Source organism: Lentibacillus persicus, from assembly GCF_900112705.1.
GTDB classification, from domain to species: Bacteria; Bacillota; Bacilli; order Bacillales; family Amphibacillaceae; genus Lentibacillus; species Lentibacillus persicus.
Window position 1 is genome coordinate 191,905 of sequence record NZ_FOMR01000002.1, and the last position, 25,582, is coordinate 217,486.

At 41.0% G+C, this 25,582-nt stretch carries 27 protein-coding genes; 8 read left to right on the top strand and 19 right to left on the bottom strand.

What is annotated here, in order from left to right; translation table 11 throughout:
- Position 1 precedes the first annotated feature (1 nt).
- From aroE to BMZ22_RS03275, 3 genes are read right to left on the bottom strand one after another with little or no spacing between them, the layout of a single operon-like run.
- On the bottom strand, positions 2 to 847 hold the full coding sequence (gene aroE, locus BMZ22_RS03265) for a shikimate dehydrogenase (RefSeq protein WP_090081296.1): 846 nt from the start codon (positions 845 to 847) through the stop codon (positions 2 to 4).
- Between the two features lie 15 nt (positions 848 to 862).
- The gene (gene yqeH / locus BMZ22_RS03270) at positions 863 to 1,963 is read right to left on the bottom strand and encodes a ribosome biogenesis GTPase YqeH (RefSeq protein ID WP_090081299.1); all 1,101 of its coding nucleotides are present in this window, start codon (positions 1,961 to 1,963) and stop codon (positions 863 to 865) included.
- A 2-nt stretch (positions 1,964 to 1,965) separates the two neighbouring features.
- Positions 1,966 to 2,481 carry a YqeG family HAD IIIA-type phosphatase gene (locus BMZ22_RS03275; RefSeq protein ID WP_090081303.1) on the bottom strand — a complete coding sequence of 172 codons (516 nt, stop codon included), beginning with the start codon at positions 2,479 to 2,481 and terminating at the stop codon, positions 1,966 to 1,968.
- Between the two features lie 368 nt (positions 2,482 to 2,849).
- On the opposite strand from BMZ22_RS03275, the gene sda reads away from it, so the two are divergent.
- The 8 genes from sda (at position 2,850) to sigK (ending at position 9,884) form a co-directional block, all read left to right on the top strand.
- Complete coding sequence (sda, locus tag BMZ22_RS03280; protein WP_090081305.1) at positions 2,850 to 2,990, top strand: sporulation histidine kinase inhibitor Sda; 141 nt, start codon at positions 2,850 to 2,852, stop codon at positions 2,988 to 2,990.
- Between the two features lie 193 nt (positions 2,991 to 3,183).
- Entirely contained in the window at positions 3,184 to 5,520 is a 2,337-nt protein-coding gene (locus tag BMZ22_RS03285; RefSeq protein WP_090081308.1) for a Na+/H+ antiporter subunit A, read from the top strand.
- Positions 5,521 to 5,859 (top strand): Na(+)/H(+) antiporter subunit C, encoded by a 339-nt coding sequence (locus tag BMZ22_RS03290; protein WP_090081311.1) that lies wholly within the window; start codon positions 5,521 to 5,523, stop codon positions 5,857 to 5,859. It begins immediately after the preceding gene.
- The gene (locus BMZ22_RS03295) at positions 5,852 to 7,327 is read left to right on the top strand and encodes a Na+/H+ antiporter subunit D (RefSeq protein ID WP_090081314.1); all 1,476 of its coding nucleotides are present in this window, start codon (positions 5,852 to 5,854) and stop codon (positions 7,325 to 7,327) included. Before BMZ22_RS03290 ends, BMZ22_RS03295 begins: the two co-directional genes overlap by 8 nt.
- Before the next feature lie 6 nt (positions 7,328 to 7,333).
- A complete protein-coding gene (locus tag BMZ22_RS03300) occupies positions 7,334 to 7,810 on the top strand; it encodes a Na+/H+ antiporter subunit E (RefSeq protein ID WP_090081318.1) in 477 nt (158 codons plus the stop codon).
- The gene (locus tag BMZ22_RS03305; protein WP_090081322.1) at positions 7,807 to 8,118 is read left to right on the top strand and encodes a monovalent cation/H+ antiporter complex subunit F; all 312 of its coding nucleotides are present in this window, start codon (positions 7,807 to 7,809) and stop codon (positions 8,116 to 8,118) included. The genes BMZ22_RS03300 and BMZ22_RS03305 overlap by 4 nt, the downstream gene beginning before the upstream one ends.
- Positions 8,099 to 8,476, top strand: a complete 378-nt coding sequence (gene mnhG / locus BMZ22_RS03310; RefSeq protein ID WP_090081326.1) for a monovalent cation/H(+) antiporter subunit G — start codon at positions 8,099 to 8,101, stop codon at positions 8,474 to 8,476. The genes BMZ22_RS03305 and mnhG overlap by 20 nt, the downstream gene beginning before the upstream one ends.
- Positions 8,477 to 9,176: 700 nt before the next feature.
- Positions 9,177 to 9,884 (top strand): RNA polymerase sporulation sigma factor SigK, encoded by a 708-nt coding sequence (sigK, locus tag BMZ22_RS03315; protein WP_090081330.1) that lies wholly within the window; start codon positions 9,177 to 9,179, stop codon positions 9,882 to 9,884.
- A 63-nt stretch (positions 9,885 to 9,947) separates the two neighbouring features.
- Here sigK and mtnN read toward each other — a convergent pair whose 3' ends face one another.
- The 16 genes from mtnN to BMZ22_RS03395 all read right to left on the bottom strand — a co-directional run bounded on the left by mtnN (position 9,948) and on the right by BMZ22_RS03395 (position 25,540).
- On the bottom strand, positions 9,948 to 10,637 hold the full coding sequence (gene mtnN / locus BMZ22_RS03320; protein WP_090081334.1) for a 5'-methylthioadenosine/S-adenosylhomocysteine nucleosidase: 690 nt from the start codon (positions 10,635 to 10,637) through the stop codon (positions 9,948 to 9,950).
- 28 nt (positions 10,638 to 10,665) lie between these two features.
- A complete protein-coding gene (locus BMZ22_RS03325; RefSeq protein WP_090081338.1) occupies positions 10,666 to 11,301 on the bottom strand; it encodes a YrrS family protein in 636 nt (211 codons plus the stop codon).
- 227 nt (positions 11,302 to 11,528) lie between these two features.
- Complete coding sequence (gene greA, locus BMZ22_RS03330; protein WP_090081342.1) at positions 11,529 to 12,005, bottom strand: transcription elongation factor GreA; 477 nt, start codon at positions 12,003 to 12,005, stop codon at positions 11,529 to 11,531.
- A 104-nt stretch (positions 12,006 to 12,109) separates the two neighbouring features.
- The gene (udk, locus tag BMZ22_RS03335; RefSeq protein ID WP_090081346.1) at positions 12,110 to 12,751 is read right to left on the bottom strand and encodes a uridine kinase; all 642 of its coding nucleotides are present in this window, start codon (positions 12,749 to 12,751) and stop codon (positions 12,110 to 12,112) included.
- Positions 12,744 to 13,403 carry an O-methyltransferase gene (locus BMZ22_RS03340; protein WP_090081351.1) on the bottom strand — a complete coding sequence of 220 codons (660 nt, stop codon included), beginning with the start codon at positions 13,401 to 13,403 and terminating at the stop codon, positions 12,744 to 12,746. Before BMZ22_RS03340 ends, udk begins: the two co-directional genes overlap by 8 nt.
- A 48-nt stretch (positions 13,404 to 13,451) precedes the next feature.
- A complete protein-coding gene (mltG, locus tag BMZ22_RS03345; protein ID WP_090081354.1) occupies positions 13,452 to 14,570 on the bottom strand; it encodes an endolytic transglycosylase MltG in 1,119 nt (372 codons plus the stop codon).
- Between the two features lie 147 nt (positions 14,571 to 14,717).
- A complete protein-coding gene (locus BMZ22_RS03350) occupies positions 14,718 to 15,005 on the bottom strand; it encodes a DUF1292 domain-containing protein (protein WP_090081357.1) in 288 nt (95 codons plus the stop codon).
- A 13-nt stretch (positions 15,006 to 15,018) separates the two neighbouring features.
- The gene (ruvX, locus tag BMZ22_RS03355; RefSeq protein ID WP_090081360.1) at positions 15,019 to 15,435 is read right to left on the bottom strand and encodes a Holliday junction resolvase RuvX; all 417 of its coding nucleotides are present in this window, start codon (positions 15,433 to 15,435) and stop codon (positions 15,019 to 15,021) included.
- Entirely contained in the window at positions 15,436 to 15,705 is a 270-nt protein-coding gene (locus tag BMZ22_RS03360; RefSeq protein ID WP_090081362.1) for an IreB family regulatory phosphoprotein, read from the bottom strand.
- Between the two features lie 95 nt (positions 15,706 to 15,800).
- The gene (alaS, locus tag BMZ22_RS03365) at positions 15,801 to 18,443 is read right to left on the bottom strand and encodes an alanine--tRNA ligase (RefSeq protein WP_090081365.1); all 2,643 of its coding nucleotides are present in this window, start codon (positions 18,441 to 18,443) and stop codon (positions 15,801 to 15,803) included.
- Between the two features lie 367 nt (positions 18,444 to 18,810).
- On the bottom strand, positions 18,811 to 19,875 hold the full coding sequence (locus BMZ22_RS03370) for an AI-2E family transporter (RefSeq protein WP_090081368.1): 1,065 nt from the start codon (positions 19,873 to 19,875) through the stop codon (positions 18,811 to 18,813).
- A gap of 45 nt (positions 19,876 to 19,920) precedes the next feature.
- Complete coding sequence (locus tag BMZ22_RS03375; RefSeq protein WP_090081371.1) at positions 19,921 to 20,112, bottom strand: hypothetical protein; 192 nt, start codon at positions 20,110 to 20,112, stop codon at positions 19,921 to 19,923.
- Between the two features lie 113 nt (positions 20,113 to 20,225).
- On the bottom strand, positions 20,226 to 22,550 hold the full coding sequence (gene recD2 / locus BMZ22_RS03380; protein WP_090081375.1) for an SF1B family DNA helicase RecD2: 2,325 nt from the start codon (positions 22,548 to 22,550) through the stop codon (positions 20,226 to 20,228).
- An 18-nt stretch (positions 22,551 to 22,568) separates the two neighbouring features.
- Positions 22,569 to 23,237 (bottom strand): tetratricopeptide repeat protein, encoded by a 669-nt coding sequence (locus tag BMZ22_RS03385; protein WP_090081379.1) that lies wholly within the window; start codon positions 23,235 to 23,237, stop codon positions 22,569 to 22,571.
- 37 nt (positions 23,238 to 23,274) lie between these two features.
- Positions 23,275 to 24,381 carry a tRNA 2-thiouridine(34) synthase MnmA gene (mnmA, locus tag BMZ22_RS03390; RefSeq protein ID WP_090081382.1) on the bottom strand — a complete coding sequence of 369 codons (1,107 nt, stop codon included), beginning with the start codon at positions 24,379 to 24,381 and terminating at the stop codon, positions 23,275 to 23,277.
- 16 nt (positions 24,382 to 24,397) lie between these two features.
- The gene (locus tag BMZ22_RS03395) at positions 24,398 to 25,540 is read right to left on the bottom strand and encodes a cysteine desulfurase family protein (RefSeq protein WP_090081386.1); all 1,143 of its coding nucleotides are present in this window, start codon (positions 25,538 to 25,540) and stop codon (positions 24,398 to 24,400) included.
- Between the last annotated feature and the right edge of the window lie 42 nt (positions 25,541 to 25,582).

The window sequence follows — 25,582 nt, forward strand, 5'->3', positions numbered from 1 at the left end:
ATTATCTTCCTTCCAATATTGATTGTAATGGCTGTTTTAACGCATCAGCCGGCACTTTTTTTGACGTCCAAATTTCAAATGCATATTGCGCCTGATACAACAACATCGTATGGCCGTAATGCACGGCTGCCCCTTTTTGTGAAGCCTCCAGTAAAAATTTAGTCTCAATCGGCTGATACACGATATCACTGACAATACTCGCATTATGAATACGATCCAGGGAGATAATGGCTTCATTAATATTTGGCTTCATTCCAACATTTGTCGTCTGAATGATCAGGTCATATGCATTGAGTTTAGCTTCAGCCTCTTTCAATGACAGAATCGATGTCTCCGTTTTTTGTTTTCCCGTTGAGACGATATTCTCTGCAGCCGATTGCGTCCGGTTGGCAATATCAATCTGACTGAAACCAGCTTCTGCCAATCCATAAAAGATACCTCGTGCAGCACCGCCGGCTCCAATTATTAATATGTGACACTGTTTATCTTGAAATATAGAAGGATGTTCACGTCTCAGGCTGGTCACAAATCCGGTACTGTCAGTATTGTAGCCAATCCATTTTCCATTCTGCTGGACAACCGTATTTACAGCGCCAATCATGCGGGCAGCGTCATCCAAATCATCCAAAAAAGGTATAATTTGCTTTTTATACGGAACAGTTACATTAAATCCATCGAAATGATTCTTTTTAATACGATCCAATTCATTTTCGAATGATTCATTCGGCTCAATCTCAAGCAGCGAATAACTGCCTGTCAAACCAGCTTTTTTCAAGAATTGCTCATGAATCCATGGTGACAGGGAGTTTGTAACAGGATAACCAACCAATCCTAATTTATAATGCATGTAATTCCTCTCCCCCTAGGTAAATGATTTTCTTAATGAGACTTGGACACCTTTGGGACTATGTGCCGTCACAGTAATATCGCCACCAGGCACTGTAACCCAGCCGAGCCCCGGAAATACAATATCAGTTTTTTCCGCTTCAAGACGAAACGCATGAGCTATGAGTTGAGGTGTCTTTTCCATTGATTCCGGTCCGGGGGGCGACAACAGACCGCCTCTGTGCTCCTCAAAGAGCTTATCAGCTTTATCCAGCTTTGTCCGATGGATCGTTAACTCATTTGAAAAATAACAAACAAATGACTGCCTTTCTCCTTTAACAAAATCAAGGCGTGCTAGCCCTCCAAAGTAAAGGCTCTGCTCGTTATTAAGCTGATAAACCCTTGGCTTAACCTCTTTTTTTGGCGTAATTACTTTCAAATCACTATCAGAAACGTAATGAGCCATTTGCTGACGGTTAACGATCCCCGGTGTGTCGATTAATGCGTTGTTATCATCTAACGGGATTTCAATAAAGCCAAGCGTCGTACCTGGAAAGTAAGACGTTGTAATAGCATTTGATGTACCTGTTGTTCTTTGGATCAGTTTATTGATGAACGTTGATTTACCCACATTTGTAGTCCCAACGATATAAACATCTTCTCCCTTTCGGTAATCTTCAATTGCTTCAGTCAATTGGGACATGCCATGCCCTTTCACTGATGAAATCAGGTAAACTGCTTCCACCGACACGCCTGCCTCTTTCGCAGCAGTCCGAAGCCATTTAGTCAATTTGTTTCGGTTCGTCGACTTTGGCAGTAAATCCATTTTATTAGCCGCCAAAATCACCGGCTTATCACCGACAATTCGCGGGAGACTCTTAATGATCGTCCCATCAACATCAAATATATCGACCAGGTGAACAACCATCCCTTTCTTATTGCGAATTTGACTCACCATTGACAAAAAGTCGTCATCCGTCATCGAAACATCCTGTATATCATTATAATGTTTCAACCGAAAGCAACGCTGACACAATAAAGGTTCTTTTTCAATTGCCGATTCGGGTGTATAGCCGGGCTTGTCGGGTTCAGAGGTTTGTATAGTGGCACCGCAGCCTTGACATACCATCGCTTCCATTTTCATTCCTCCCACGTTATCTTACCTTTCTTATGCATATAATTTAAAATTCGCCGTTCAATCTTTCGGTTAAATTGGGTTATTTTTTCATCCGTCTGAACGATAGGCACGACCAATATGGTATGAAAACCGGCCAGGTTGCCTCCTAATACATCTGTTAAAACCTGGTCACCGATAACGACGATCTCATCCTTATTAAGTTTCATTTCCTCTGCAGCTCGTTTAAAAGCATATCGCAAAGGCTTTCTTGCACTAAAAACAAAGGGTGTATCGATCGGTTCGGAAAAAAGTTTCACACGTTCGCGTTTATTGTTTGAAATAATGGTCACTTTTATATCATATTCTTTCATTTCCCGAAACCACTCAATAACTTCCGGGGTGGCATCAGCAACGTCCCAGGCTACCAGGGTATTATCAAGATCGGTGATAATACCTTTAATGTGTTTTTTTCTAAGTGATTCAGGCCGTATATCAAAAATGCTTTTGACATGTTCGTTTGGCAGGAAATAGTTCAGCAACTGTTCCACCTCTTACGCTTAAATTATCATTAAGGTTTGCTACATCAGACAAGTTATCATTATAACCTAATTTTATAGTATCTTTCCATTATAGAAAAGAATTTCCACCTAAAAGTTAGCGAGCCAGCTGAGATTATGCCAAGAAACGTTCGACATTTTCTATCATTTTTCGATGTGTGGATAACTTTATGCACATAATCAACAGGGAAATATCAACACTTTTCGCCCTAATATTAATTTTATGCACAAGTTATCTACAACCCTCTGTTGATTAATGACATCTTGTTCTCTTTACTGATTCGTGATAGATTATTATCCACCAACACAAACAAATCGATGCTTCTTTAACAATTAGGAGGGGTGTATTCATGGAACGTTTATCCGACGAATTGCTGCTGGAATCCTACCGGAAAGCAAATAAATTAAACTTGAACCCCGACTTCATAAATTTAATTGAAAAAGAAATTAAAAGAAGAAACCTGACGGACACGAGTAAAATTAACAATTAAACGTAGCGAAGCCTCTCCTTTTTCAGTCTGCTGAGAAAGGGGTTTTTTATTTTATAGAGCATTTAATTTATGGTAAGCTATCGTTGGTAATATTATAATTCATACATACTTGATTTGAACGATACACTTAATGAGTCGTTTCCCGAATATTATGGGATACTATCTGCTAACCAAACAGGAGGATTGCAAACAGATGATATTTACCGTACTAATCCCGCTGCTAATCGCTTGTCTGATTCCATTTGTCAGTCTTTACAAACATAGAATACATACAGGTATCTTCGTATTTTTTGTCCCCTTTACAATATTTATTTACTTTATTCAATTTATCGGAACAGGATTCGAGCCAGTACGCCATACTTACAATTGGATTCCTTCGCTCGGTATCAATTTTGATTTTCACCTCGATGGTCTTAGTCTTTTATTTGCCCTTCTAATAAGTGGTATCGGCTCACTGGTTGTCCTATATTCCATTTATTATCTTGAACGGAACGAACGACTTGGTCATTTTTATGTCTATCTGCTTATGTTTATGTCGGCTATGCTCGGCATTGTACTTTCCGATAACGTTTTTGTACTCTATACATTTTGGGAGCTAACTTCCATTTCATCGTTTTTATTAATTGGTTATTGGCATTTTAAAGAAAAATCACGCTACGGTGCCTTGAAATCAATGATGATCACCATTTTTGGTGGTTTGAGCATGTTCGGCGGTTTTATACTATTAACTGTCATTACCGGTACAGCAAGCATTCGGGCTATGGTGGCAAATGCTGACATTATTATGGACAACCCGTATATGCCGCTTGCTCTTGGTTTTATATTAATTGGTGCGTTTACAAAATCCGCACAATTCCCTTTCCATATTTGGCTGCCCGATGCAATGGAAGCGCCGACCCCTGTGAGTGCTTATCTCCACTCAGCCACAATGGTTAAAGCCGGAATCTATTTAATAGCACGTTTCTCGCCAGTGTTTTCCGGTTTTGAATGGTTCTTTATCATTGTGAGTATCGCAGGAATTTTGACACTATGCTGGGGTTCTTATATGGCGGTCCACCAGACCGACTTGAAGGCGATACTGGCCTTTTCCACAATAAGTCAGCTGGGCATGATTATGGCGATGCTTGGATTTGGAACAGAAGCGGCTATTTTCGCTGCGGTGTTTCATATTTTGAACCACGCTACATTCAAAGGAAGCTTGTTTATGGTTGCCGGTGCAGTTGATCATGAGTCCGGCACACGTGATATACGGAAATTAGGAGGGCTGGCAACATTAATGCCGATAAGTGCTACCCTGGCACTGTTTGGCACGTTTTCCATGGCCGGTATCCCATTGCCGTTTCTTAATGGCTTCTACAGTAAAGAGTTGTTTTTTGGATCCGCCATTGATTTGGGTGAAGGAACGAGTGCCCTTGCAAGCTTTCTGATTGAGGTTATTCCTTACCTGGCAGTGCTTGGCAGTATTTTTACATTTGTTTACTCAATGTATTTTGTTTTTGGTACATTCTGGGGTCCGAAAAAACTTGATGAATTACCGAAAAAACCGCACGAAGCTCCAGCAGGTATGCTGGTAGCACCGGGAATCCTGGTGCTTGGTGTTATCTTAATCGGCTTATTTCCAGGTGCCATCAATGGTACTTTCATTGCGCATGCTGCCGAAGCAGTAAATGGGGAAGCGGTCGCCAAAGAGATTTATTTCTGGCATGGATGGGACTCAACTGCCTTTCAAATGTCGCTTGCCGTCCTGGGCATCGGTGCTGTTCTGACAGTGACCAGGAAAAAGTGGCACGGTGTCTATCAAATCCTCCCAGGAAGGCTGAGTGCCAATAAAGTCTATGATTGGTTGATGGCGAAAATCGATATCTATTCCGGAAAGATCACTAACGCATATATGACTGGCTCTCTCCGGCATTACATGATTATCATTTTAAGCGCCATATTAATTGCAACGACAGGATTCATGATTGCTACCGGCGGGTTCACAATGAATTTCCAGAACTTAGCATCAGTAACCATCATTGAAATGGCAGTTGTTCTTGTTATCGTTGCCGCGGCGGTCGCAACAATATTTATCAATAACAATGTGGCAGCCATCTTAATTACAGGTATAACCGGGTATGGTGTCGCACTGCTGTTTATTATTTATCGGGCACCTGACCTCGGGTTGACACAACTAGTCGTGGAAACAATTTCAGTAGCCCTGTTCCTGCTTTGTTTCTACCATTTGCCAAACCTGAAAAAACGTCAGGAGTCGTTAACATCAAAAACAACGAATGGTCTTGTGTCCATCGGATTTGGCGCGATGGTAACATTGATTGGCATTTCAGCACATAGCAGTGACTGGTTTGGTACAATATCAGATTACTTTCTGGAAACCTCGTATTCACTGGGCGGCGGCGATAACGTTGTAAACGTCATTCTCGTAGACATGCGCGGGCTTGATACACTATTTGAAATTGCGGTTCTGGGTATTGCTGCGCTTGCTATATACACTCTCATTAAATACAGGTCAGATAAGGGAGGAAGATAATTGGAATACATCATATCAATTCTGGCTGGGATCTTATTTGCTACGGCTATCTATAATTTGCTGCAAAAGCAGCTGCTCAGACTTGTCATCGGGTCATTACTTCTTTCGCATGGTGCACACTTATTTATCCTGACTATGGGTGAATTAAAAAGAGGCAGCCCGCCAATTCTGACTGATGGTGTCGAAGAATATGCAGACCCATTACCACAGGCGCTAATCCTGACATCGATTGTCATTAGTTTTGGTATTACAAGTCTTCTCCTGGTTCTTGCCTATCGTACAGCAAATGAAAACAACACTGATAATATGGAGCAATTAAGGGGTAACGAAAATGAGTAATCTAGCAGTTTTACCAATCATCATTCCATTAATGGCGGGGATTATTCTCGCCTTTTTTCCAAAAAAATTAACACTTGTCCGGCTACTGACCAAAGTTTTTATCATTGGCAATCTTGGCGTCGCAGCCTTTACAGCATGGCTCGTTTTCACTCAAGGACCGATTATTTTGGAAACAGGTGACTGGCAAGCACCTTATGGCATTATCATTGTCGCTGATGAATTATCGATTCTCCTTGTATTAACAACAAATATCGTAGCGGCAGCATGTGCTTTTTATGCACCTTACACATTACCGGATAAAAAAGAGCGCTTTTACTTCTATTCTTTCTTTTTCTTCCTGATTTCTGGTGTCTCCGGCGCTTTCTTAACCGGTGATCTCTTTAATATGTTTGTTTTCTTTGAAGTGCTGTTAATGGCCTCTTATGCTTTAATTGTACTTGGCGGCGATAAAGTACAGCTTCGGGAATCAGTGAAATACGTATTTATCAACCTTTTTTCGTCTATGCTGTTTGTTACAGCAATTGCCTTTATTTACGGAACGCTTGGAACAGTCAACATGGCTCAAATTGCCCAGCGCGTTCAGGAGGTTGAACAGCAAGGGATACTGACAACAATCGGTATACTTCTGTTTTTCGTGTTTGCAACAAAAGCAGCGCTGTTTCCTTTATATTACTGGATGCCTAAATCTTATGCTGTTCCAAATCCGGTTGTTTCAGCATTATTTGGCGCCCTGCTGACAAAAGTTGGCATTTACGCCATTATCCGGGTATTTTCCTTGATCTTTGTACATAAAGTCAGTCTGACTCACGAAATGTTTATTTGGATTGCTGGATTGTCAATGATTTTTGGGGTAATTGGTGCTTTGTCGACCAATAATATTAAGTTGATTATTGCTTATAATATCATTCCATCGATAGGCTTTATGTTGATGGGACTTGGTGTATTTAATCAGGATGCTCTCAGCGGTTCCATTTATTATTTAATTCATGACATGGTCATTAAAACGATTCTGTTCCTTCTTGTAGGTACGATTGTGTATGCTGCCGGCACCTCTGATTTACGTAAATTCAAAGGACTTATTCATTATTACCCCGTACTCGGCTGGATGCTGTTTGTTTCAGGTTTTGTCCTTGCCGGGATTCCGCCGTTCAGTGGTTTTATCGGTAAATTATTATTACTCACCGGTGCATTGTCAAGTGAGGAGATCGTCATTGTTATCATCGCACTGATGAGCAGTCTGCTGATTCTCTACTCAATTATGAAAATCTTTATTCAAGGTTTCTGGGGTGAGAAAAACGAATCATTTGAATACAAACCGGTTAAAGGAAGAATGGCACCCGTCGCTGTTCTGCTGGCAATATCAATATTTATGGGGGTCGGTGCAGAATTTATTTACCCTTCTATTGAATTAATTTCTGCCTACTTGCTTGAACCGGAAAACTATATAAATGCTGTTATGAAGGAGTAGTGTTGTATGCCGTTTCAAATTGTAATGAACCTTATCATCGCTATTATGTGGATGTTTCTCAGTGAGAGTTATACCCTTCCGAGCTTTATTACAGGGTATCTGATCGGTATTTTTCTGCTGCTTCTTTTAAACCGCTTTATCCCTGATACATTTTATTTAAGACGTTTCTATAAAATTTTAGCCTTAGTTTACTTGTTCATAAAGGAGTTAATCACATCAAACATTGATATTGTCAAACTCGTCTACCAACGCAAACCAGAATTTGAACCAGGGATATTTGCTCTGCCGACGGATTTAAAAAGCAACTGGGAGATTACACTTTTAGCCAATCTTATTTCACTGACACCTGGTACCTTGTCGGTTGCCGTGTCACAGGACAACACCCACTTATATATACATGCAATGAATATCGACGACATTGACGAAACAATAAATTACATTAAAAGCACATTTGAGAATGCGATTATGGAGGTGACACGATGAATGAATTGTTAAATTTAACGGAAGCCCTCGTTACCGTCGCCACTCATATCAGTATCGCTGGAATTGGCATTTCTCTTATTTTGCTTGTATTTCGTATTGTAACTGGGCCTACAAACGCAGACCGCGCTGTGGCGCTGGATGCATCAGGGATGAACATGATGGGTGTAGCAGCTCTGATGGCCGTCCTGATTCCGACTACGAGACTAAATGATGTTATATTATTAATTGGCATTCTTTTATTCATCGGAACGATCGGAATAGCGAAATATCTGGAAAAGGGTGTTATAATTGATCGAAACTTGGATTGACATCATATTCAATATAATCATTGCGATTTTTCTTTTATCAGGTACCTTTTTCCTGATATCAAGCTCGATTGGTCTTATTCGCTTTCCTGATGTTTATACGAGGCTGCATGCAACGACAAAAGCTTCCACTCTGGGTATTGCAGGGTTGCTAATCGGCGCATTTCTCTTCTTATTTGTTGAGCATGGCATCATTAGTGGTAAATTGTTGCTGGCAATAGTGTTTACACTCCTGACCGCACCGCTGGGCGCCCATATGATATCAAGGGCTGCACACCGTGTTGGCATCAAACCTGTTACGAAGCAACGGTCCGATGAATATGAAAAAGCCATACAAAAAGAAAAACAACAACAAAAGTGACTCAAACGGGTCGCTTTTTTATTATGGGCTGTTGTCGTAAACTTTGTGGTACTTTACCCCGCAGTTGATGTAAAGTGCGACGTAATGAAAATTCTTCCTTCTGATTTCAGGAGTGCTATGCCACCGCTCCGGAAATACACGCCGCTTTCCGCGGGCGGCTGGTGAGCCTCCTCGGGCTATCGTCCAGCGGAGTCTCACCTATGCCTTTGCTCCCGCAGGAGTCGGCGTGTATTTCCTACGCTATGGTAGACTAGATCACATAGCACCACAAACAGTAAGTCTCCCAAGCTCAGGCAATATACGAAGACTCCTATGGGAATAGCACGTGTCCGAAGACCCCGCAAGAAAGGTTCAAAGGCTAAGACCGCCACGTCCTGTGGCAACGCCTTTGTGACCAACATCGTGTTGGCCCGAGGCCGTGCCCATGGAAAGCGAAGTATATTGCCGGAGCGGCTTTAAGCACTCAATTGTATTTCCGAAGCGGTGGAACACACCAACTCAAAATTAGAGTTAGTTCACTGTTTATGAATGTTGTGCAAGAACCTACAATCTTTAGCCTTTATTAATTTTTCCCTGTCCCTTTTATCAGTAAAAATAATGGTGCGTTTTTATTTTCGGACAGACACAAAAACACACTTACCTTCATACAGATAACTATATGGGCGAAAACCCAACCGTTATCTGAAGGAGGTGCATGTGCTTGTCAGGCGTTTTAAGCTTTCTGGGTCTATTAATAAAAGAAGCACTGTTCTTTGTCTCTTATGTCAAAAACCATGCTTTTCCCCAGCCATTATCTTCAGAAGACGAAGCTAAATACATTAAGCAAATGCAGGAAGGTGTTGAAGAAGCCCGGAACAAATTGATTGAACACAATTTACGTCTTGTAGCACACATCGTCAAAAAATTTGAGAATACCGGCGAGGACATGGAAGATCTTATTTCTATAGGAACGATTGGTCTAATTAAAGGCATCGAAAGCTACTCCGCGGATAAAGGGACAAAACTGGCTACTTATGCGGCCAGGTGTATAGAGAATGAAATTTTAATGCATTTGCGGGCTTTAAAAAAGGTTAAAAAAGATGTGTCGCTTCACGATCCCATCGGTCAGGACAAAGAAGGCAATGAAATCAGTCTGATTGACATTCTGGAGGCTGAAAACCAGAATATCATCGAATACATCCAATTAAATATGGAAATTGAGAAAATGAATGATTACCTATCGATTCTCGACAGCAGGGAAAAAGAAGTTGTGCTGTATCGCTACGGCTTAAACAACTATAAAGAAATGACTCAGCGGGAGATTGCCAACATGCTTAATATATCACGGAGTTATGTATCAAGAATTGAAAAAAGAGCACTTATGAAAGTTTTCCATGAATATTACCGAAGAGAGTACAGAGGGGGGTAAAGCTTAGTTGAGCTTTGATACCCTCCGCACTATATAAAAACTTTACGCCGAATTTTAAGCCAATTATAAAGTTCGTACAAACGCCATAATTAAATTGGCCGCATTTTTTGCCGCTGTCTCCAAAAACTCATCAAACGAGACTGAAGAATCCTTTCCGGCTATATCCGATAACGCGCGAATAATAACAAAAGGCGTCTCGTAATGAAAGCATACCTGGGCAACAGCAGCAGCTTCCATTTCAGCCGCCAGCATGGCAGGAAAGCGCTCCCTCGTACTCGTCACGGCTTCCGGGTCCTCCATAAAGGCATCACCCGTGGCAATCGTCCCTTCACGAAAAATTATTTCTGACTCGCCGGCTGCCTGGCCGGCTTTAGCAACTAAATCAGTACTGGCAGCGAACATAGCAGGCAGCTCAGGTACTTGGCCATAAGCGTAGCCAAAAGCTGTCACATCCACGTCATGATGTACAACGTTTGTAGAGATAACGATATCACCCACATTTAAATCTTCTGCAAAACCGCCTGCCGAACCTGTATTGATAACTTGCGACGGGCGAAAAACTTCATGCAGGATCGTAGTTGCCATTGCTGCATTTACCTTGCCAATTCCGGACTTTGTTAACACTGCTTCGCGTCCCTGCAATTTGCCTTTTATAAACAAACAATTCGCGATTTTATGTTCCTGCCGATCTGTCATCTTCTCTTTTAAAAATGTAATTTCTTCATCCATTGCACCGATAATGCCTAATGTCATCGCTTACTCCTCCGATTATTGTTATTATTTACTCGAACCGCCATTTTTGATCATTTTCTTTTAATTTCTCGACTTTAGTCGGCTGCCACCCTTCATCGGGTACCCAGGTATTGTACACGCGATATAACTCAGATTCATCGCTGCTTGATACTGTATTAATAACCCGCTGATCACCATTTCGCTTAATCCACCACATTATGAAACGTTCTTCATCCAATCCTGTAGCAGCTGCAACTGCTTTGCGCATTTCTTGTCTGTCTTGTGATCCTTCACTGTAATTAACGGTATGCGGCTCAGTCTGTTCGGTTCCAACAGCCTGCCAATTACCTGTATATGCTTCAGAAACATTATCATCGGATGGTTCGGTTTGTTCCAGGTTAACATCCCCATTCATCTCTGAATCATTTTCAATATTGGTTTCTTTCGCCAGGCTATTTTCAGTTGTGTCGCTTTTATTAACAGCAGTGTTTTCATTTTCTTCTGTCTTGGTAACGGATTCGTTTTCAGGCAAGGGGTCCTTTGTTTCGGAAGCTTCATCGCTGCCTCCGAATATAATCAAACCTAATAACACAATTGCTAAGACGCTGCCTGTTGCACTCAAAATAGATATCAGTTTTGTGTTTTTTCTTCTTTTTTCGTATTTATTAAGGCGTGAAGCCGGCATACAATCCCCTCCAACCTAACTGCCAATCTGCGTCGGTTATTTTTGGGCATCAAGAGAGTCAACTCATTACCAATAGCCACGTACATTTATTAATTTCTTTCACGATTAATCGTATCATATTATATAGTGAATGCTACATATTTAACGATCTAAGAAGGCGATCGCCAGCATATAAAAGGAAGCTATAAATGGTGATATAGCTTCCTTAATCATGATGACATTAAATCCTATTCAACGTTTTCAATTCTGACCATAATATCCCCGCCAGGTGTTGTCACAGCAACTTCTGTCCCTTTTTCCTGACCAATCAGACTTTTTGCCATTGGTGAATCGTTAGAGATTTTCCCTTCAAATGGGTCAGCTTCTGCACTTCCTACAATGGTGTATGTTTCTTCATCGCCTTCAGGAAGTTCTTTAAATGTTACTGTGCTGCCCAATGATACAATATCAGGATTTTCATTATCGTTTTCAATAATAACCGCATTGCGTATCATTTTTTCCACTTGAGCTATGCGTGATTCCACAAAAGCTTGTTCATCTTTTGCAGCATCATACTCGGAGTTCTCAGAAAGATCGCCAAATCCGCGGGCAACTTTGATTCGTTCCACGACCTCAGCCCTCTTGTCGGTCTTAAGATATTCAAGTTCTTCTTCCAGTTTCGCTTTCCCCTCTTCAGTCATATAAAAACTTTTTTCTGTAGCCATTCACAATACACTCCTTTTATCTTCAATCCTGCAGTTAGACAGATTCAAATAACTTAATACTAAAAACTACTATGGCAGATTCGATTTAAATTTTCAATACATTTTCATTTTATTTTTGATTGGTTCCTCGACAGAATTTTTTCGATTTTTGTCGCCATTATATCAATAGCTACATGGTTTTGACCGCCTTCAGGTATGATAATATCGGCATAACGCTTTGTAGGTTCAACAAATTGCAGATGCATCGGTCTTACATTATTTTCATATTGGTCAATGACTGAATCCAGCGTTCTTCCCCGTTCCTTGATATCCCTGGAGAGTCTTCGAATAATCCGTACGTCTGCATCAGTGTCAACGTAAACCTTAATGTCCATTAAGTCCACCAGCCGGGGATCTTCAAGTATTAAAATTCCTTCGAGAATAATTACTTCTTTTGGTTCTACACTGATTACCTCATTTGACCTGGTATGCATTTTATAATCATAAACGGGCTTTTCAATTGTCTTATGATTGAGCAAGTCATGAATATGACTGATTAATAAATCATTATCAAATGCCAGTGGATGGTCATAATTTGTGTTAAGTCTTTCTTCAAACGGTAAATGGCTCTGGTCTTTATAGTAGTAATCTTGTTCAATAACAAGTATCGTTTTGTCCTGAAATCGTTCGCAGATAGAGCGTGTAACTGAAGTTTTACCACTCCCGCTCCCGCCGGCGACACCGATTACAACCGGTTTTTCAGCCATTCGATGAAAACTCCCTTCCTTCATCTTTTATACTCATTGCAATACCGTCTCCGACCGGCACAATTGTTGTTTGGAAAGTTGGATGAGTTATTAGCCAATCATTATAATTTCGGATTTTCTTTGCTATTTTTTGATATCTCGGATTCGGTTTACTTTCATCTGCAACATACCCTTTAAATAAAACATTATCGGACAAAACGGTTCCATTGGATTTCAACAGTGGCACGGAACGTTCAAAAAATTGCCGATATTGTCCTTTAGCTGCATCGATTAAGATGAGATCAAATGATCTTGATTGCATTTTGTCCAGATGTTCAATCGCATCACCAAGCAAAGCCGTAATATGCTCCTGTTTGCCCATTCGGCTGATATTTGCTTTTGCCTGGTAATATCGCTTTTCATCTTTTTCAATCGTTACGATATGTGCTTGGGGATATGCTTCGAGCATTCTTAACGCAGAATAGCCAATTGCAGTTCCTATTTCCAGAATCTTATTAGGTCTTTGCAGCCGGATGATTTGCTTAACAAAATTCATGCTCAATGGGTCCATAATTGGGACATTCTCAAGTTCTGCTGCTTGCTCGAGTTGAGTTACCCATGTTTCATCTTCAGGCAATACACTTTTTAAATAATTCGATAATGTTTCATCCATAAGATCGTCCTCTTCAATACGCTTATTTTAATCAGACAATAATAAATGTTATTTAATATACTTCTCCCTCAATTTATTGTGCTCTTTGTTTGTCTCAGAAAAATGGATATTACCCTCACCGTCATGCAAAAAGTATAAGTAGTCTGATTCTTCCGGCGCAACGGTCGCTTCCAGCGAAGTTTCAGCAAAATTGGAAATCGGGCCAACCGGGAGCGAATTAACATGATACGTATTATATGGCGACTCAACTTCCAAATCATCATACGTTACTTGCTCTTTATGGTCTCCAAGAGCATAAAGCACAGTAGGATCTGTTTGAAGCGCCATACCCTCTTCAAGCCGATTATAAAATAGGCCCGCGATCTTCTTCCGTTGGTCGTCAGAGCTTGATTCGTTTTCTACAATCGACGCCATTGTTAATGCTTCATGGACCGTTAAATCTTGACCTGCGATTTCATCCAAATAGGGTGTCACCACATTTTCCGTTTTTTCGAGCATGCGATTTACCACTGTTTCAACTGAAGGATTTTGACTGTAGAACTGATAGGTTGCTGCAAATAAATACCCTTCCAGCGGTGTCCTGATTTCCGGATCCAGAATATCGTTTGTTAAAATATTCGGGTAAGAACTGATTAATGTTTCAATATAATCAGGGTCATTTACCTTATTCAGAAAGTCTTCTTTGCTGAACTCAAGGTTCTTCCCATATGTTTCGGCAATTTGGTCAATCGTCCAACCTTCTGGGATTGTAATGTTATGAACGGGTTCTTCCATGACTTTTCCATTCTGAAGAGCTTCCAATAGTTCGTCGACGTTCATAGAGGGAGAAAAAGTATAATCACCCGCTTGAAATTCAGTCACATTCTTGAATTTTGTATAAAACTGGAAAATCGTACCGTCTTTAATAATACCATTTTCTTCAAGGATTGATGCAATATCAGATGTGGAAGATCCCAGCGGAATCTCAACATTAGTGTCTTCGTTGCTGTCAGGGTCTACCGGCTCCAATGCAGAAGTGATATATAAATACCCTGATATACTGCCAATAATTAAAATCAGAGCAAGTGAGATAATAATAACTGCAGCAATTTTTCTTACAGCTTTAGCATCTTCGCTCCGTCGCTTTAAATTTTCCATATAACTCCCTGACATTTTCTTTTTCGACATGCTTCTCCCCCTTTCATCCGGTATATTATACTAAAACCAGCGATAATAATCTATTATGTAAACAATTCATTCCACAATAATTATTTACGGCATAATGGAAAAGCTGATACCCATCAAGATATCAGCTTTTCTATACCGATATAATCTTCACTCGCCGTTTTCTTCATCAATCAATGTGTGTAGTACTTCTTCAACCATTTCCCATTCGTCATCCGAATCGATTGGGAAAAGTGAAAGATCATCTTCGTTCTTTTCTTCTTCTTCATACCTGAATGCGTATACTTCGACTTCTTCATCTTCCTTTTGTTCGGCGGGGACAACCGCTAAATAGGAATGACCCGTCTTATCAACATCGAAAGTAAACAATACTTCAAAAAGATGCTCTTCGCCATTCTCATCAGGGATAATAATTCGCTCATTTTCTTCCAGTGCCATGATTACACTCCTTTTATTTTGACTGATCGAGATAAGTTTGCAAGATCATGACTGCTGCCATTTTATCGATGACTTTTTTACGTTTTTTCCGGCTCATATCAGCTTCGAGCAAAACGCGCTCTGCAGCGGCAGTTGTCAATCTCTCATCCCATAGGATAACCGGTATGTTATGAACTTTTTCGACGTGTTCCGCGTAAGTCATAGAAGCTTCCCCGCGTTCGCCGATTGAACCATTCATATGCTTCGGCAACCCTATTACAGCTTTCCCGACAGCATGTTCTTCTATTATTTGTTTCAGCTGTTCATCAGCTGAAGACACTTCTGCTTCGTCCCATTTGATTGTTGTGATGCCTTGCGCTGTCATACCCAACAAGTCACTCACTGCAACACCAATCGTTTTGGAACCGACATCCAGTCCAACTATTTTCATTTAATCTTCCTTTTGCTGTTCTTCAAGGTAAAACTTTACAAGTTCTTCAATAACTTCATCCCGTTCGACTTTACGAATTAAACTGCGTGCATCATTATATCTAGGGATATATGCGGGGTCACCTGATAATAAATAACCGACGATCTGATTAATTGGGTTATAGCCTTTTTCTTTCAGTGCGTCGTGGACTGTCAGCAGAATGTCTTTAATATCATGATCAAATGGTTCCTCTGAAAAATTAAATTTCATTGTTTTATCAATAGAGCTCATCGTGACACCTCATTCCACATGTTTTCCTTTGTTCTCTATTCTAACATGTTTATCGTTCATATTATATCTTTTTTGATAGATAGAATGCAGGTTATTTATTCATCTACATGGTTTGTCACATATTGATTTGCTGCTTTTAAGGCTTCACTGATTTTTTCCGGGTTTTTACCGCCGGCTTGAGCCATATCGGGGCGACCGCCGCCTCCGCCTCCGCAGATTTCAGCAGCCTGTTTTATTAAATTACCGGCATGCAATCCTTTTTCAGTAAGATCTTTCGTCACCCCTGCAGCCAATTGCACTTTTTGATTGTTTTCGGATGCAAGCAGGATGACAGCAGAATCAAATTTTTGTTTTAACTCATCAAGCATATTGCGCAACTGATTCATATCCTTCGCACTGACTTGCTGTGCCAGAACGGTAACACCATTAATTGATTCACTTTTATCGACAATGGAGGACGCTTCCTGATTGGAAAGCTTCGCGTTTAATGATTCATTTTCTTTTTGCATTGTTTTTATCTCTTCGTATAGTCCTTCAATTCGTTCTATAATATTCTCATCGGATGTTTTCAAAAACTTGGCGGTCTTTTGCAGTGTACTCAGTTTCTCATTGACGTACCAATAAGCCTCCATGCTTGAGACGGCCTCAATCCGTCTTGTGCCGGCTCCGATACCAGTTTCTGAGGTAATCTTGAACAGCCCGATCTCATCGGTGTTGTGGACGTGACAGCCGCCGCACAATTCAATGCTGTAATCACTAATCTGGACAACTCTTACAACATCCCCATACTTTTCACCGAATAAAGCCATTGCGCCCATTTCTTTTGCTTCTTCAAGCTTTTTATAGTCAATTGCAACCGGGATTGACGCCCAAATCTTTTCATTTACCTTTTGCTCAATTGCTGCAATCTCCTCCTCAGTGACAGAACTGAAGTGTGAGAAGTCAAACCGAAGCCGGTCAGGTGCTACCAGCGACCCCGCCTGGTTGACATGATCACCCAGAACATCTTTTAACGCTTGGTGCAGCAAATGGGTAGCTGTATGATTTTTAACGACACGGTTACGAAAAGCACTTTCAACTGCTCCCCAAACCTCTTCATCGGCGCGGATCTCGCCTTCCTTTACTTTGACCTTATGCACATGCTGGCCATTCGGAGCTTTCTGAACATCTTCGACATAAGCTGAGGCATTATTTGTATAGATCCAGCCATTGTCTGCAATCTGTCCACCACTTTCAGCATAAAATGGTGTTTCTTTCAGAAATACATATGCCTCCTCCCCGGCTGAGGCGCTCTCGGTTAAATCATTTTCTTTTACGATTGCTTCAACAGTGGTATTCACGTTCAACTGTTCATAACCGATAAACGTACTCTCGGTTTTCACATCACGCAAGATTCCGTCCTGAATTTGCATGGAATCAACTTTTTGTCTGGCGCTTCGGGCACGTTCGCGTTGCTTCTCCATTTCCAGTTCAAAGCCTTCTTCATCGATTGAAAATCCATAATCGGCAATATACTCGTCGGTCAGTTCTTTTGGAAAACCATACGTGTCGTATAACCTAAAAACCTCAGCGCCCGGGAAGACGTCACTTCCTTTTTGTTTTTCTTTTTCTATAATGCTGTTCAGTATTGAAAGTCCATCGTTAAGTGTCTCATGAAACCGTTCTTCTTCCGTTTTTACAACCGTTTCAATATGTGACTGCTGCTTAAGCACTTCCGGATAATAATCCTTCATTATCTCCCCAACAATCGGGACAAGCTTATACATGAATGGCTTATCAATGCCCAGCTGTTTGGCGAAACGGACGGCACGACGCAAAAGTCTCCTTAATACGTAACCTCTCCCCTCATTTGAAGGAAGCGCTTTGTCGCCAACTGCAAAGGACACAGTTCGGATATGGTCGGCAATTACTTTAAAGGCTGTATCGTCTGATGAACTTTGGCCGTATTTTTTACCTGAAATCTCCTCAGTCTCACGGATAAGCGGCATAAATAGATCAGTGTCAAAGTTAGTCGGAGCATTTTGAATAACTGATACAACACGCTCAAGCCCCATACCGGTATCGATATTTTGCTTTGGGAGCGGCGTGTACGTATCATCAGGGTTATGGTTAAATTGTGAGAAGACAAGATTCCAGATTTCCAAATAACGTTCATTTTCACCGCCCGGATACAGTTCAGGATCATTAGGATCATTGCCATAGTCTTCCCCGCGGTCATAAAAAATTTCCGAGTTAGGTCCGCTTGGGCCCTCGCCAATATCCCAGAAGTTTTCTTCCAGTCGAATGATTCGCGCTTTCGGGATCTTTATATCATGCAACCAAATATCATACGCTTCATCATCTTCCGGATGCACGGTCACCGACAATAATTCCGGGTCGAAACCAATCCATTTTTCACTCGTTAAAAATTCCCATGCATACGCAATGGCTTCTTTTTTAAAATAGTCACCAATCGAAAAGTTGCCAAGCATTTCAAAAAACGTATGGTGCCGAGCTGTAAATCCCACATTCTCTATATCATTGGTTCGGATTGATTTTTGTGCATTAACGATGCGCGGGTTGTCTGGAATAACCCGTCCATCAAAATATTTTTTGAGCGTTGCCACACCACTGTTAATCCACAGCAATGTTGGATCTTCGATAGGTACAAGGGACGCACTTGGCTCTACTTGATGACCTTTTTCCTGGAAAAAGTCCAGAAACATTTGCCGTACTTGTGCTGATGTTAACTGTTTCATCATTTAACCTCCAACTTTTTTATATGGCTGTTTTCTGAATGATTTTGCAATTTATTTCTGACAATAAAAAATCCCCTCTCTACAATTCCTTAGAGACGAGATCCGCGGTACCACCCTAATTATGAATGGAGAAACCCATTCATCACTCAGCCTGATAACGGTTTGGTACCGACGGGGATTAGCCGTACTCCGGTTTAGCTTTCCATGGTCTTAGCGTTCAGGATTTCTCTCAGCCCAAGGAAACCCCTCTCTGAAGTGTCTTTCGCATTCTGGACACTGTTGAACAAAGATCCATGTACTTAGAACCTTCAACGTATTACTGTTATTAATTTGCTGATAGTATAGTCAACTTTTTCTTAAATGTCAATTATGTACTTCGGACTGATACCAGATGCTCTATAAGAACTTTAAGCACAAATAAAAGAGGAACTGCTAAAACAAGACCAATTACACCGCCTATTTTACTTCCCAAAAGTAAGGCAAAAATGATCGCAGCCGGATGAATTCTGATACTTCTGCCAACAATATATGGCGATAAAAAGTTGCCTTCAATAACTTGTATAATAAAAATACTCGCTAATCCAATCAATACAAGCTTGCCGGAAATAGTTGCCGTAATTGCAATCACTGGCACGGCGCCAATAATCGGGCCGAAGTATGGAATGATATTCGTGATTGCCATAATAATAGCCAATAACAAGGCATATGGAATATCTATAAATTTGAATACTGCAAATGCTGCTGCCCCTACGAAAATTGAAACGAGCAACTGTCCTCTTATGTAACTTCCAAGCCCATCATCGATCGCCTGCAGGAATGTCTTTGTCTGGTGATGATACTTTTGCGGAATCCACTTCTTAAAATAAGATTTGATTAAATCAAAGTCTTTCAAAAAATAGAAAGCGAGAACCGGGATCACTGTTATAATGACAATCATGTCGAAAACTTTTGTAAAACCCCTGACGATATCAGCAAGCAATTCTTCAATATAAGTTTCGGCTTCAAAGATAAGTTCGTCCATTTTATCATGGAACGTTTCGGGCAAAAAAGCTGTATATTCATACAGACTGTAAATAAAGTCCCGGTATGCTTGTACGAGCTGAGGCAGCTGTTGCTGGAGATCATTCAGCTGCTGAATGACTGCCGGATAAACCCGATAGCCTAAATAACCGGTCCCGCCAAAAAAAAGCAGATAAATCAAAAGAACCGCTGCACTTTTCGGAATGTTATGTTTGTGCATTTTTTCTATGATTGGATACAATAAATAAGCAATCAGAACAGCGCTTAAAAATGGAATCAGCAACTGCCACAGGAAAGAAAGTACAGCACCATAGAACGGAAAAAGTTTCACAAGTAAATAGATAAATAAAAAAACAAAAATACCGGTTATAACCCAGAACAAAAAATTCAAAGGTTTATTGTATATGAACATGCCTGCACCTCCCGGAGAAAGCAAGCTCGTTTATATGAAGAAACATTACCATTGAATTTTCCGTTCATTTTCGGTAAAAAGATCATCCAACGAACTCAAGGAACCATCCGGCTCAACCTGATGAATTGTAAACTTATCATTAAAAACAGAGAGTTCAACAAAACAATTCCAGCAATAGAACTGCTGAGAACCTATTTTACCAATATCTTTTTCTCTGCAATTCGGGCATACCAACATCATTAAATCTCCTTTTCATCCCGCATATAACGAACAATTAATGTCCGATTCGGTATGAAATGTCACTTTATTTGTCTATGCTTGCCCATTAGCAGACAAAATATACGTGCCGATTACATAAAATCGTATGGCGTCATGTCTTCTTCCTCTATGACTGGCTGTTCGCTTTCATCAACAGTGGTCAAACGTTCATGGAGCTGTTTCTGAAGTGTTGTATAACGTCTGTTTGAATCAAGGGTCTGGGTCCCCCGCAAAAAGGCTTGATATTGACCGCAGATAATAAGTGACTTTTTACTTCTGGTTATGGCGGTGTAAAGCAGGTTTTTCTTCAGCATGCGGTTGTAAGCCGAAACCACAGGCAAAATAACAATTGGAAACTCACTCCCCTGCGACTTGTGAATCGAGATACAATATGCATGTGTGATATTCGCATAATCTTTTCTTTCATAAACAACTTCTTTGCCTTCAAAATCCACTACAAGTTGTTCGATGTTATCAACGTTCTCATCTTCCTCAAATATAGCAACCACTTTGCCAATATCACCGTTATATATATTATCCTCCGGTTGATTGACAAGTTGCAGCACCTTATCACCAACACGAAAAACAGCATCTTTCGTTTTTATTTCCCGCTTGGATGGCGATGCAGGGTTTATCAGGGCCTGCAATTGCTGATTAATCATCGTTATCCCCGCTTCTGAGCGATACATCGGCGCCATAACCTGAATATGTTTTAAATCCACACCTTTCGCCCTTGCTCGTTCAATAACTGTTGTAACTGCTTCAACTACTTGATGTGTATTGCAATGAATAAAACTAAAATCTTTATCATTTTTTAATGCTTCCTGTTCACACGCATCCTGTTTGATCAGATGAGCCAGTTCGATTATTTTAGAACCTTCCTTTTGCCGATAGACATCCTGAAGACTGATATAGGGGATCAATTCACTGGCAAGCAAATCCGCCAGTACTTGTCCCGGTCCGACCGATGGAAGCTGATCCTCGTCCCCGACCAGCAGTACTTGCATATCGTCGGGAATAGCTTTGAATAAATTATTGGCAAGCCAAATATCAACCATTGAGAATTCATCGACGATTAAATACTTTCCTGTCAATTGTTCATGTTCATTTTTCTCAAAGCCATTTTGGCCATCCCATCCTAATAATCGATGTATTGTCACCGCTGGCAGACCGGTCGACTCGGTCAGCCGTTTAGCTGCTCGTCCGGTAGGTGCTGTTAACGTAAAAGGATAGTCAGAGGAGGAATTGTAGTCAGCCGGGTTTAAAGAAATATTATGAATTTCAGCATATGCATTCAAGATACCCTTCACTACTGTTGTCTTGCCCGTCCCGGGGCCGCCTGTTAATATCATCAGTTTTGATTGTAACGCCTTCTGTATCGCTTCAAATTGTTCTTTGCCATAACTGAGAACTTCTTCTTCTTCAATCTCTCCAATGATTTTTAATAACTCCGCGGTCAGTATCTCATGTTCAACCGGTTTGGAAATTAACCTTTTAAGGTTTGAAGCGACACCATCCTCAGCGTAATATAGCGACGGCAAGTAGACATTGCCATCCATTAAGATAATACTCTTTTCTTTATTTAAGGCTTCAAGACGCTCAATAACCATTTCATTTGTTACCTGCAAATCGGGGTGCAGAAGCAATCGTGAGACCTCCACAGCACACAATTCAACCGGTAAATACACATGGCCATCCTGAATATTCTTCTGCAAAACGTAAATACACCCAGCGCCGATTCGGCTTGGGTGTGATAACGACAGACCATTAGCACGTGCTATTTCATCAGCAGTCTGAAAACCAAATCCTTCAATATCAAAAACGTACTGATAAGGATCTTCCTGCAGTATGCTGATTGCTTCATCTTTATACTGTTTATATATCTTTTGAGCCATTTTCAAACCAATTCCATATTTGGATAAATGAACGGCAATGTGCTCAAACCCTTGATTTTCCTTTAAGGTTTCAACGAGAGACCTGGCTTTTTCCTTCTTTAAACCAGGCACTTGAGACAACACATTTGAATCGTTTAATATTTTGGAAACAGCATTGTCTCCCAGCACATCAACAATTTTTTCAGCTGTCTTCTTTCCGATGCCATAAAACATATCACTGGAGAGATAAGCAATCAGCCCTTCTTTCGTATCAGGAACAACTGTCTCGTAAGATGTTACTTTGTATTGCAGTCCAAATTTCGCATGCCGCTCCAAAATTCCATAAAAGTTATACGCGGCTGTTTCCTGCAAATCTGAAAAGTAACCTTTTATAACGATGTCCTTGTTAGAATACTCTTCATTGGTAGCAAGGACTTTAATTTTAGCAATGGAAAAATTCTCCTGCTCATTATGAAAAATTGTGTGCAGCAGTTCGCCTTTTATATACCCGCTTGTTTGAGGGTTTTGTTCATCCGCAGCCATACGAATAACCTCACGATCTTACTTACCTGAATTATTCCATACTTCCATGATTTGATCCTTTGCATTCTTTGCCAGAAGATGCTCAGGCTGAATTTCCAGGGCCCTATTGAAATGATTTAATGCCCCCTCAAGGTCCTCTTCATAAAGGGCTATGACCCCGAGGTTATAGTGAGCATCACTGTGGTCCTGTTCAAGTTCCAATACATTTTGAAAAACAGGTTTGGCATCCTTGATATGCTCGCTTTGAGCCAAAGACATTCCATATTGAAACAAGAGTTCGGTATTATCCGGCTCCAATTCCGAGGCCCGCATCAGATAAGGGATGGCTAATTTATATTCCTCTTGATGGAAAAATGTCATACCGAGCAAATAAAATACGTCCGCTTCTTCGAGGCCAATTTCGATCGCTTTTAAAAAGTTTTGTTGCGCTTTTGAAAAATCCTGTTTTTCATAATATAGATTACCCAGGCCATAAAAAGCCGTTGCTGCCTGTGAATCCAGTTCAATAGCCCGGCGGTAAAAACGCTCCGCTCGTTCAGTATCATTAATATGAAGCAATAAATTCCCGAAATTTATATAACCTACCGGGTCTTCAGGATCTGCCTCGATAATGTCGTTAAAAAGTTGTGCCGCTTCTTCATATTTCTGCTCTTTCATAAGCTGAATTGCCTGCTCATTTTTATTCATTGTTTCACCTCATCAATCGTTCAACTGCAACATTTTACTAGCCAACATAATCAAGGCGGGATTCATTTTTTATAACCTCATCAATGGTCCCGCCGCCGAGACATACATCACCGTCATAAAACACGACCGCTTGTCCCGGAGTTATGGCCCGCTGTGTTTCGTCAAAAGCGACATAGACATTTCCATCGTCCATTTTAGTAACTGTAACCCCGCTGTCTTTTTGACGATATCTGAATTTAGCAGTACATGTGAATGATTCCGCAACCGGGTTGATCCAGTTAACTTCTGAAGCAATCAAACCATCCGAATATAATTTATCGTTGTGGAACCCTTGTCCGACATATAATATATTTGCTTTGAGATCTTTTCCTACAACAAACCATGGCTCGCCTGAGCCACCGATACCAAGCCCTTGGCGCTGACCGATTGTATAGTACATCAAGCCTTCATGCCGTCCTTTTTCAACACCATCAAGAGTTTTCATTGTACCTGGCTGGGCCGGCAGATACTCACTCAGAAATTCTTTAAAATTCCGCTCGCCAATAAAGCAAATCCCCGTACTGTCTTTCTTGGAAGCAGTGACAAGATCATGCTCCTGAGCGATTTGACGGACCTCACTTTTATTCAGATGACCAAGTGGAAACATAACTTTTTCAAGCACTTCGGCATTCAACTGATTTAGGAAGTACGTCTGGTCTTTGTTGTCATCAATACCGCGCAACATTTCGAAGGTGCCGTCGTTATTCCTTACTTGCGCATAATGACCTGTAGCCAGGTAATCCGCGCCAAGCGACATGGCATGGTCAAGGAACGCTTTAAATTTAATTTCTTTGTTACACATGACATCAGGATTTGGCGTTCTCCCTGCTTGGTATTCATCAAGAAAATACGTAAATACTTTCTCCCAGTACTGTTTTTCAAAATTAACAGCGAAGTAAGGGATATCCAGCTGGTTGCATACCCTCACAACATCGTCATAATCTTCAGTGGCTGTACAGACGCCATTCTCATCTGTATCATCCCAGTTCTTCATGAAAATGCCCACAACATCATAGCCTTGTTCTTTTAAGAGCAACGCGGCAACTGACGAATCAACACCGCCGCTCATTCCAACCACTACACGTGTATCCGAATTTGATTTCATGTGATCACCACCTTGTTTATTTTGTTAAGCGCTCCACAATATGAGCAACACGGTCTGCAGCTTCCATGACATTTTCTTCGGTGTTGAACAACCCAAAACTGAATCGGACCGAGTTGGTTGTCCGATCAGAATCCTTCCCATACATTGCACTGAGCACATGAGAAGGCTCCACTGATCCTGCAGTGCACGCGCTGCCGCTTGATGCCGAAATACCGCTGAGATCAAAGTTTGTCAAAAGCGCTTCAACATTTGTACCCGGGAAACTGAGATTGACGATGGTTGATATTGTTTGTTCCGGAACGCCGTTTATTTCATAATTAATTCCATTCTCTGACAGCCGGTTTAAAAATTGGTTTTTATATGCGGCATAAAGCTCGCTTCGCTCAGCCTTATTTCGAACGGCCAGTTCAACTGCTTTCTTGAAACCGACAGCAGCAGCAACGTTTTCCGTGCCCGGGCGGCGTTTTCTCTCCTGCTCACCTCCGAATTGCAGCGCTTCGATTTTCACAGCGTTTGACACGTACAAAAAGCCGATCCCTTTTGGCCCGTTTATTTTATGGGAAGAAACCGTCAATAGGTCAATACCCAACTGTTTAACGTCTATTTCCAATAAACCAAAAGCCTGGACTGCATCAGTATGAAAATACGCCTGGTGATCTTTTAAACTATCGCCAATCGCTTCAATTGGCTGCATGACCCCGGTTTCATTGTTCACATACATTATGGAAACTAAAATCGTGTCGTCTCTCAATGATGCAGTCAGATCATCCACATTGACGCAACCTTTATCATTAACAGGAAGATATGTCACCTCAAACCCCTGTTTCTCCAGATTTTCAGCTGTATGCAGTGCTGCATGATGCTCCTGCACAGTTGTGATGATATGGTTTCCTTTAGCCTGGTTTGCCAAGGCAGTTCCAATCATTGCCAAGTTATCTGCTTCCGTGCCGCCGCTTGTAAAGACAATCTCTTTCTCATCGGCATTAATGCTTCCGGCCATCACTCGTCTCGAATCATCAAGATATTGTCTGGCTTTTCGGCCAAACGAATGAACACTTGACGGATTGCCGAATATATTTGTCATCACCGGATTCATGGCCTCAACAACCTGACTGTCCATCGGTGTTGTTGCTGCATGGTCCAAATAAATATGATTCATTTTTACTACCCTTCCCAAATATATACTAAATTGCTGCAGCGT

Excerpts from the sequence above, each read along its gene's own strand:
- greA (WP_090081342.1), bottom strand. The coding sequence starts at position 12,005 with ATGGCTACAGAAAAAAGTTTTTATATGACTGAAGAGGGGAAAGCGAAA.
- BMZ22_RS03325 (WP_090081338.1), bottom strand. The coding sequence starts at position 11,301 with ATGCCGGCTTCACGCCTTAATAAATACGAAAAAAGAAGAAAAAACACA.
- BMZ22_RS03305 (WP_090081322.1), top strand. The coding sequence starts at position 7,807 with ATGAATGAATTGTTAAATTTAACGGAAGCCCTCGTTACCGTCGCCACT.
- udk (WP_090081346.1), bottom strand. The coding sequence starts at position 12,751 with ATGGCTGAAAAACCGGTTGTAATCGGTGTCGCCGGCGGGAGCGGGAGT.
- mtnN (WP_090081334.1), bottom strand. The coding sequence starts at position 10,637 with ATGACATTAGGCATTATCGGTGCAATGGATGAAGAAATTACATTTTTA.
- BMZ22_RS03375 (WP_090081371.1), bottom strand. The coding sequence starts at position 20,112 with ATGTTGGTATGCCCGAATTGCAGAGAAAAAGATATTGGTAAAATAGGT.
- recD2 (WP_090081375.1), bottom strand. The coding sequence starts at position 22,550 with ATGGCTGCGGATGAACAAAACCCTCAAACAAGCGGGTATATAAAAGGC.
- BMZ22_RS03385 (WP_090081379.1), bottom strand. The coding sequence starts at position 23,237 with ATGAATAAAAATGAGCAGGCAATTCAGCTTATGAAAGAGCAGAAATAT.
- BMZ22_RS03340 (WP_090081351.1), bottom strand. The coding sequence starts at position 13,403 with ATGGATGAAACATTATCGAATTATTTAAAAAGTGTATTGCCTGAAGAT.
- yqeH (WP_090081299.1), bottom strand. The coding sequence starts at position 1,963 with ATGGAAGCGATGGTATGTCAAGGCTGCGGTGCCACTATACAAACCTCT.
- BMZ22_RS03295 (WP_090081314.1), top strand. The coding sequence starts at position 5,852 with ATGAGTAATCTAGCAGTTTTACCAATCATCATTCCATTAATGGCGGGG.
- BMZ22_RS03300 (WP_090081318.1), top strand. The coding sequence starts at position 7,334 with ATGCCGTTTCAAATTGTAATGAACCTTATCATCGCTATTATGTGGATG.
- BMZ22_RS03285 (WP_090081308.1), top strand. The coding sequence starts at position 3,184 with ATGATATTTACCGTACTAATCCCGCTGCTAATCGCTTGTCTGATTCCA.
- BMZ22_RS03360 (WP_090081362.1), bottom strand. The coding sequence starts at position 15,705 with ATGAGCTCTATTGATAAAACAATGAAATTTAATTTTTCAGAGGAACCA.
- mnmA (WP_090081382.1), bottom strand. The coding sequence starts at position 24,381 with ATGAAATCAAATTCGGATACACGTGTAGTGGTTGGAATGAGCGGCGGT.
- ruvX (WP_090081360.1), bottom strand. The coding sequence starts at position 15,435 with ATGAAAATAGTTGGACTGGATGTCGGTTCCAAAACGATTGGTGTTGCA.
- alaS (WP_090081365.1), bottom strand. The coding sequence starts at position 18,443 with ATGAAACAGTTAACATCAGCACAAGTACGGCAAATGTTTCTGGACTTT.
- mltG (WP_090081354.1), bottom strand. The coding sequence starts at position 14,570 with ATGTCGAAAAAGAAAATGTCAGGGAGTTATATGGAAAATTTAAAGCGA.
- BMZ22_RS03350 (WP_090081357.1), bottom strand. The coding sequence starts at position 15,005 with ATGGCACTGGAAGAAAATGAGCGAATTATTATCCCTGATGAGAATGGC.
- aroE (WP_090081296.1), bottom strand. The coding sequence starts at position 847 with ATGCATTATAAATTAGGATTGGTTGGTTATCCTGTTACAAACTCCCTG.
- sda (WP_090081305.1), top strand. The coding sequence starts at position 2,850 with ATGGAACGTTTATCCGACGAATTGCTGCTGGAATCCTACCGGAAAGCA.
- BMZ22_RS03395 (WP_090081386.1), bottom strand. The coding sequence starts at position 25,540 with ATGAATCATATTTATTTGGACCATGCAGCAACAACACCGATGGACAGT.
- BMZ22_RS03370 (WP_090081368.1), bottom strand. The coding sequence starts at position 19,875 with ATGTTCATATACAATAAACCTTTGAATTTTTTGTTCTGGGTTATAACC.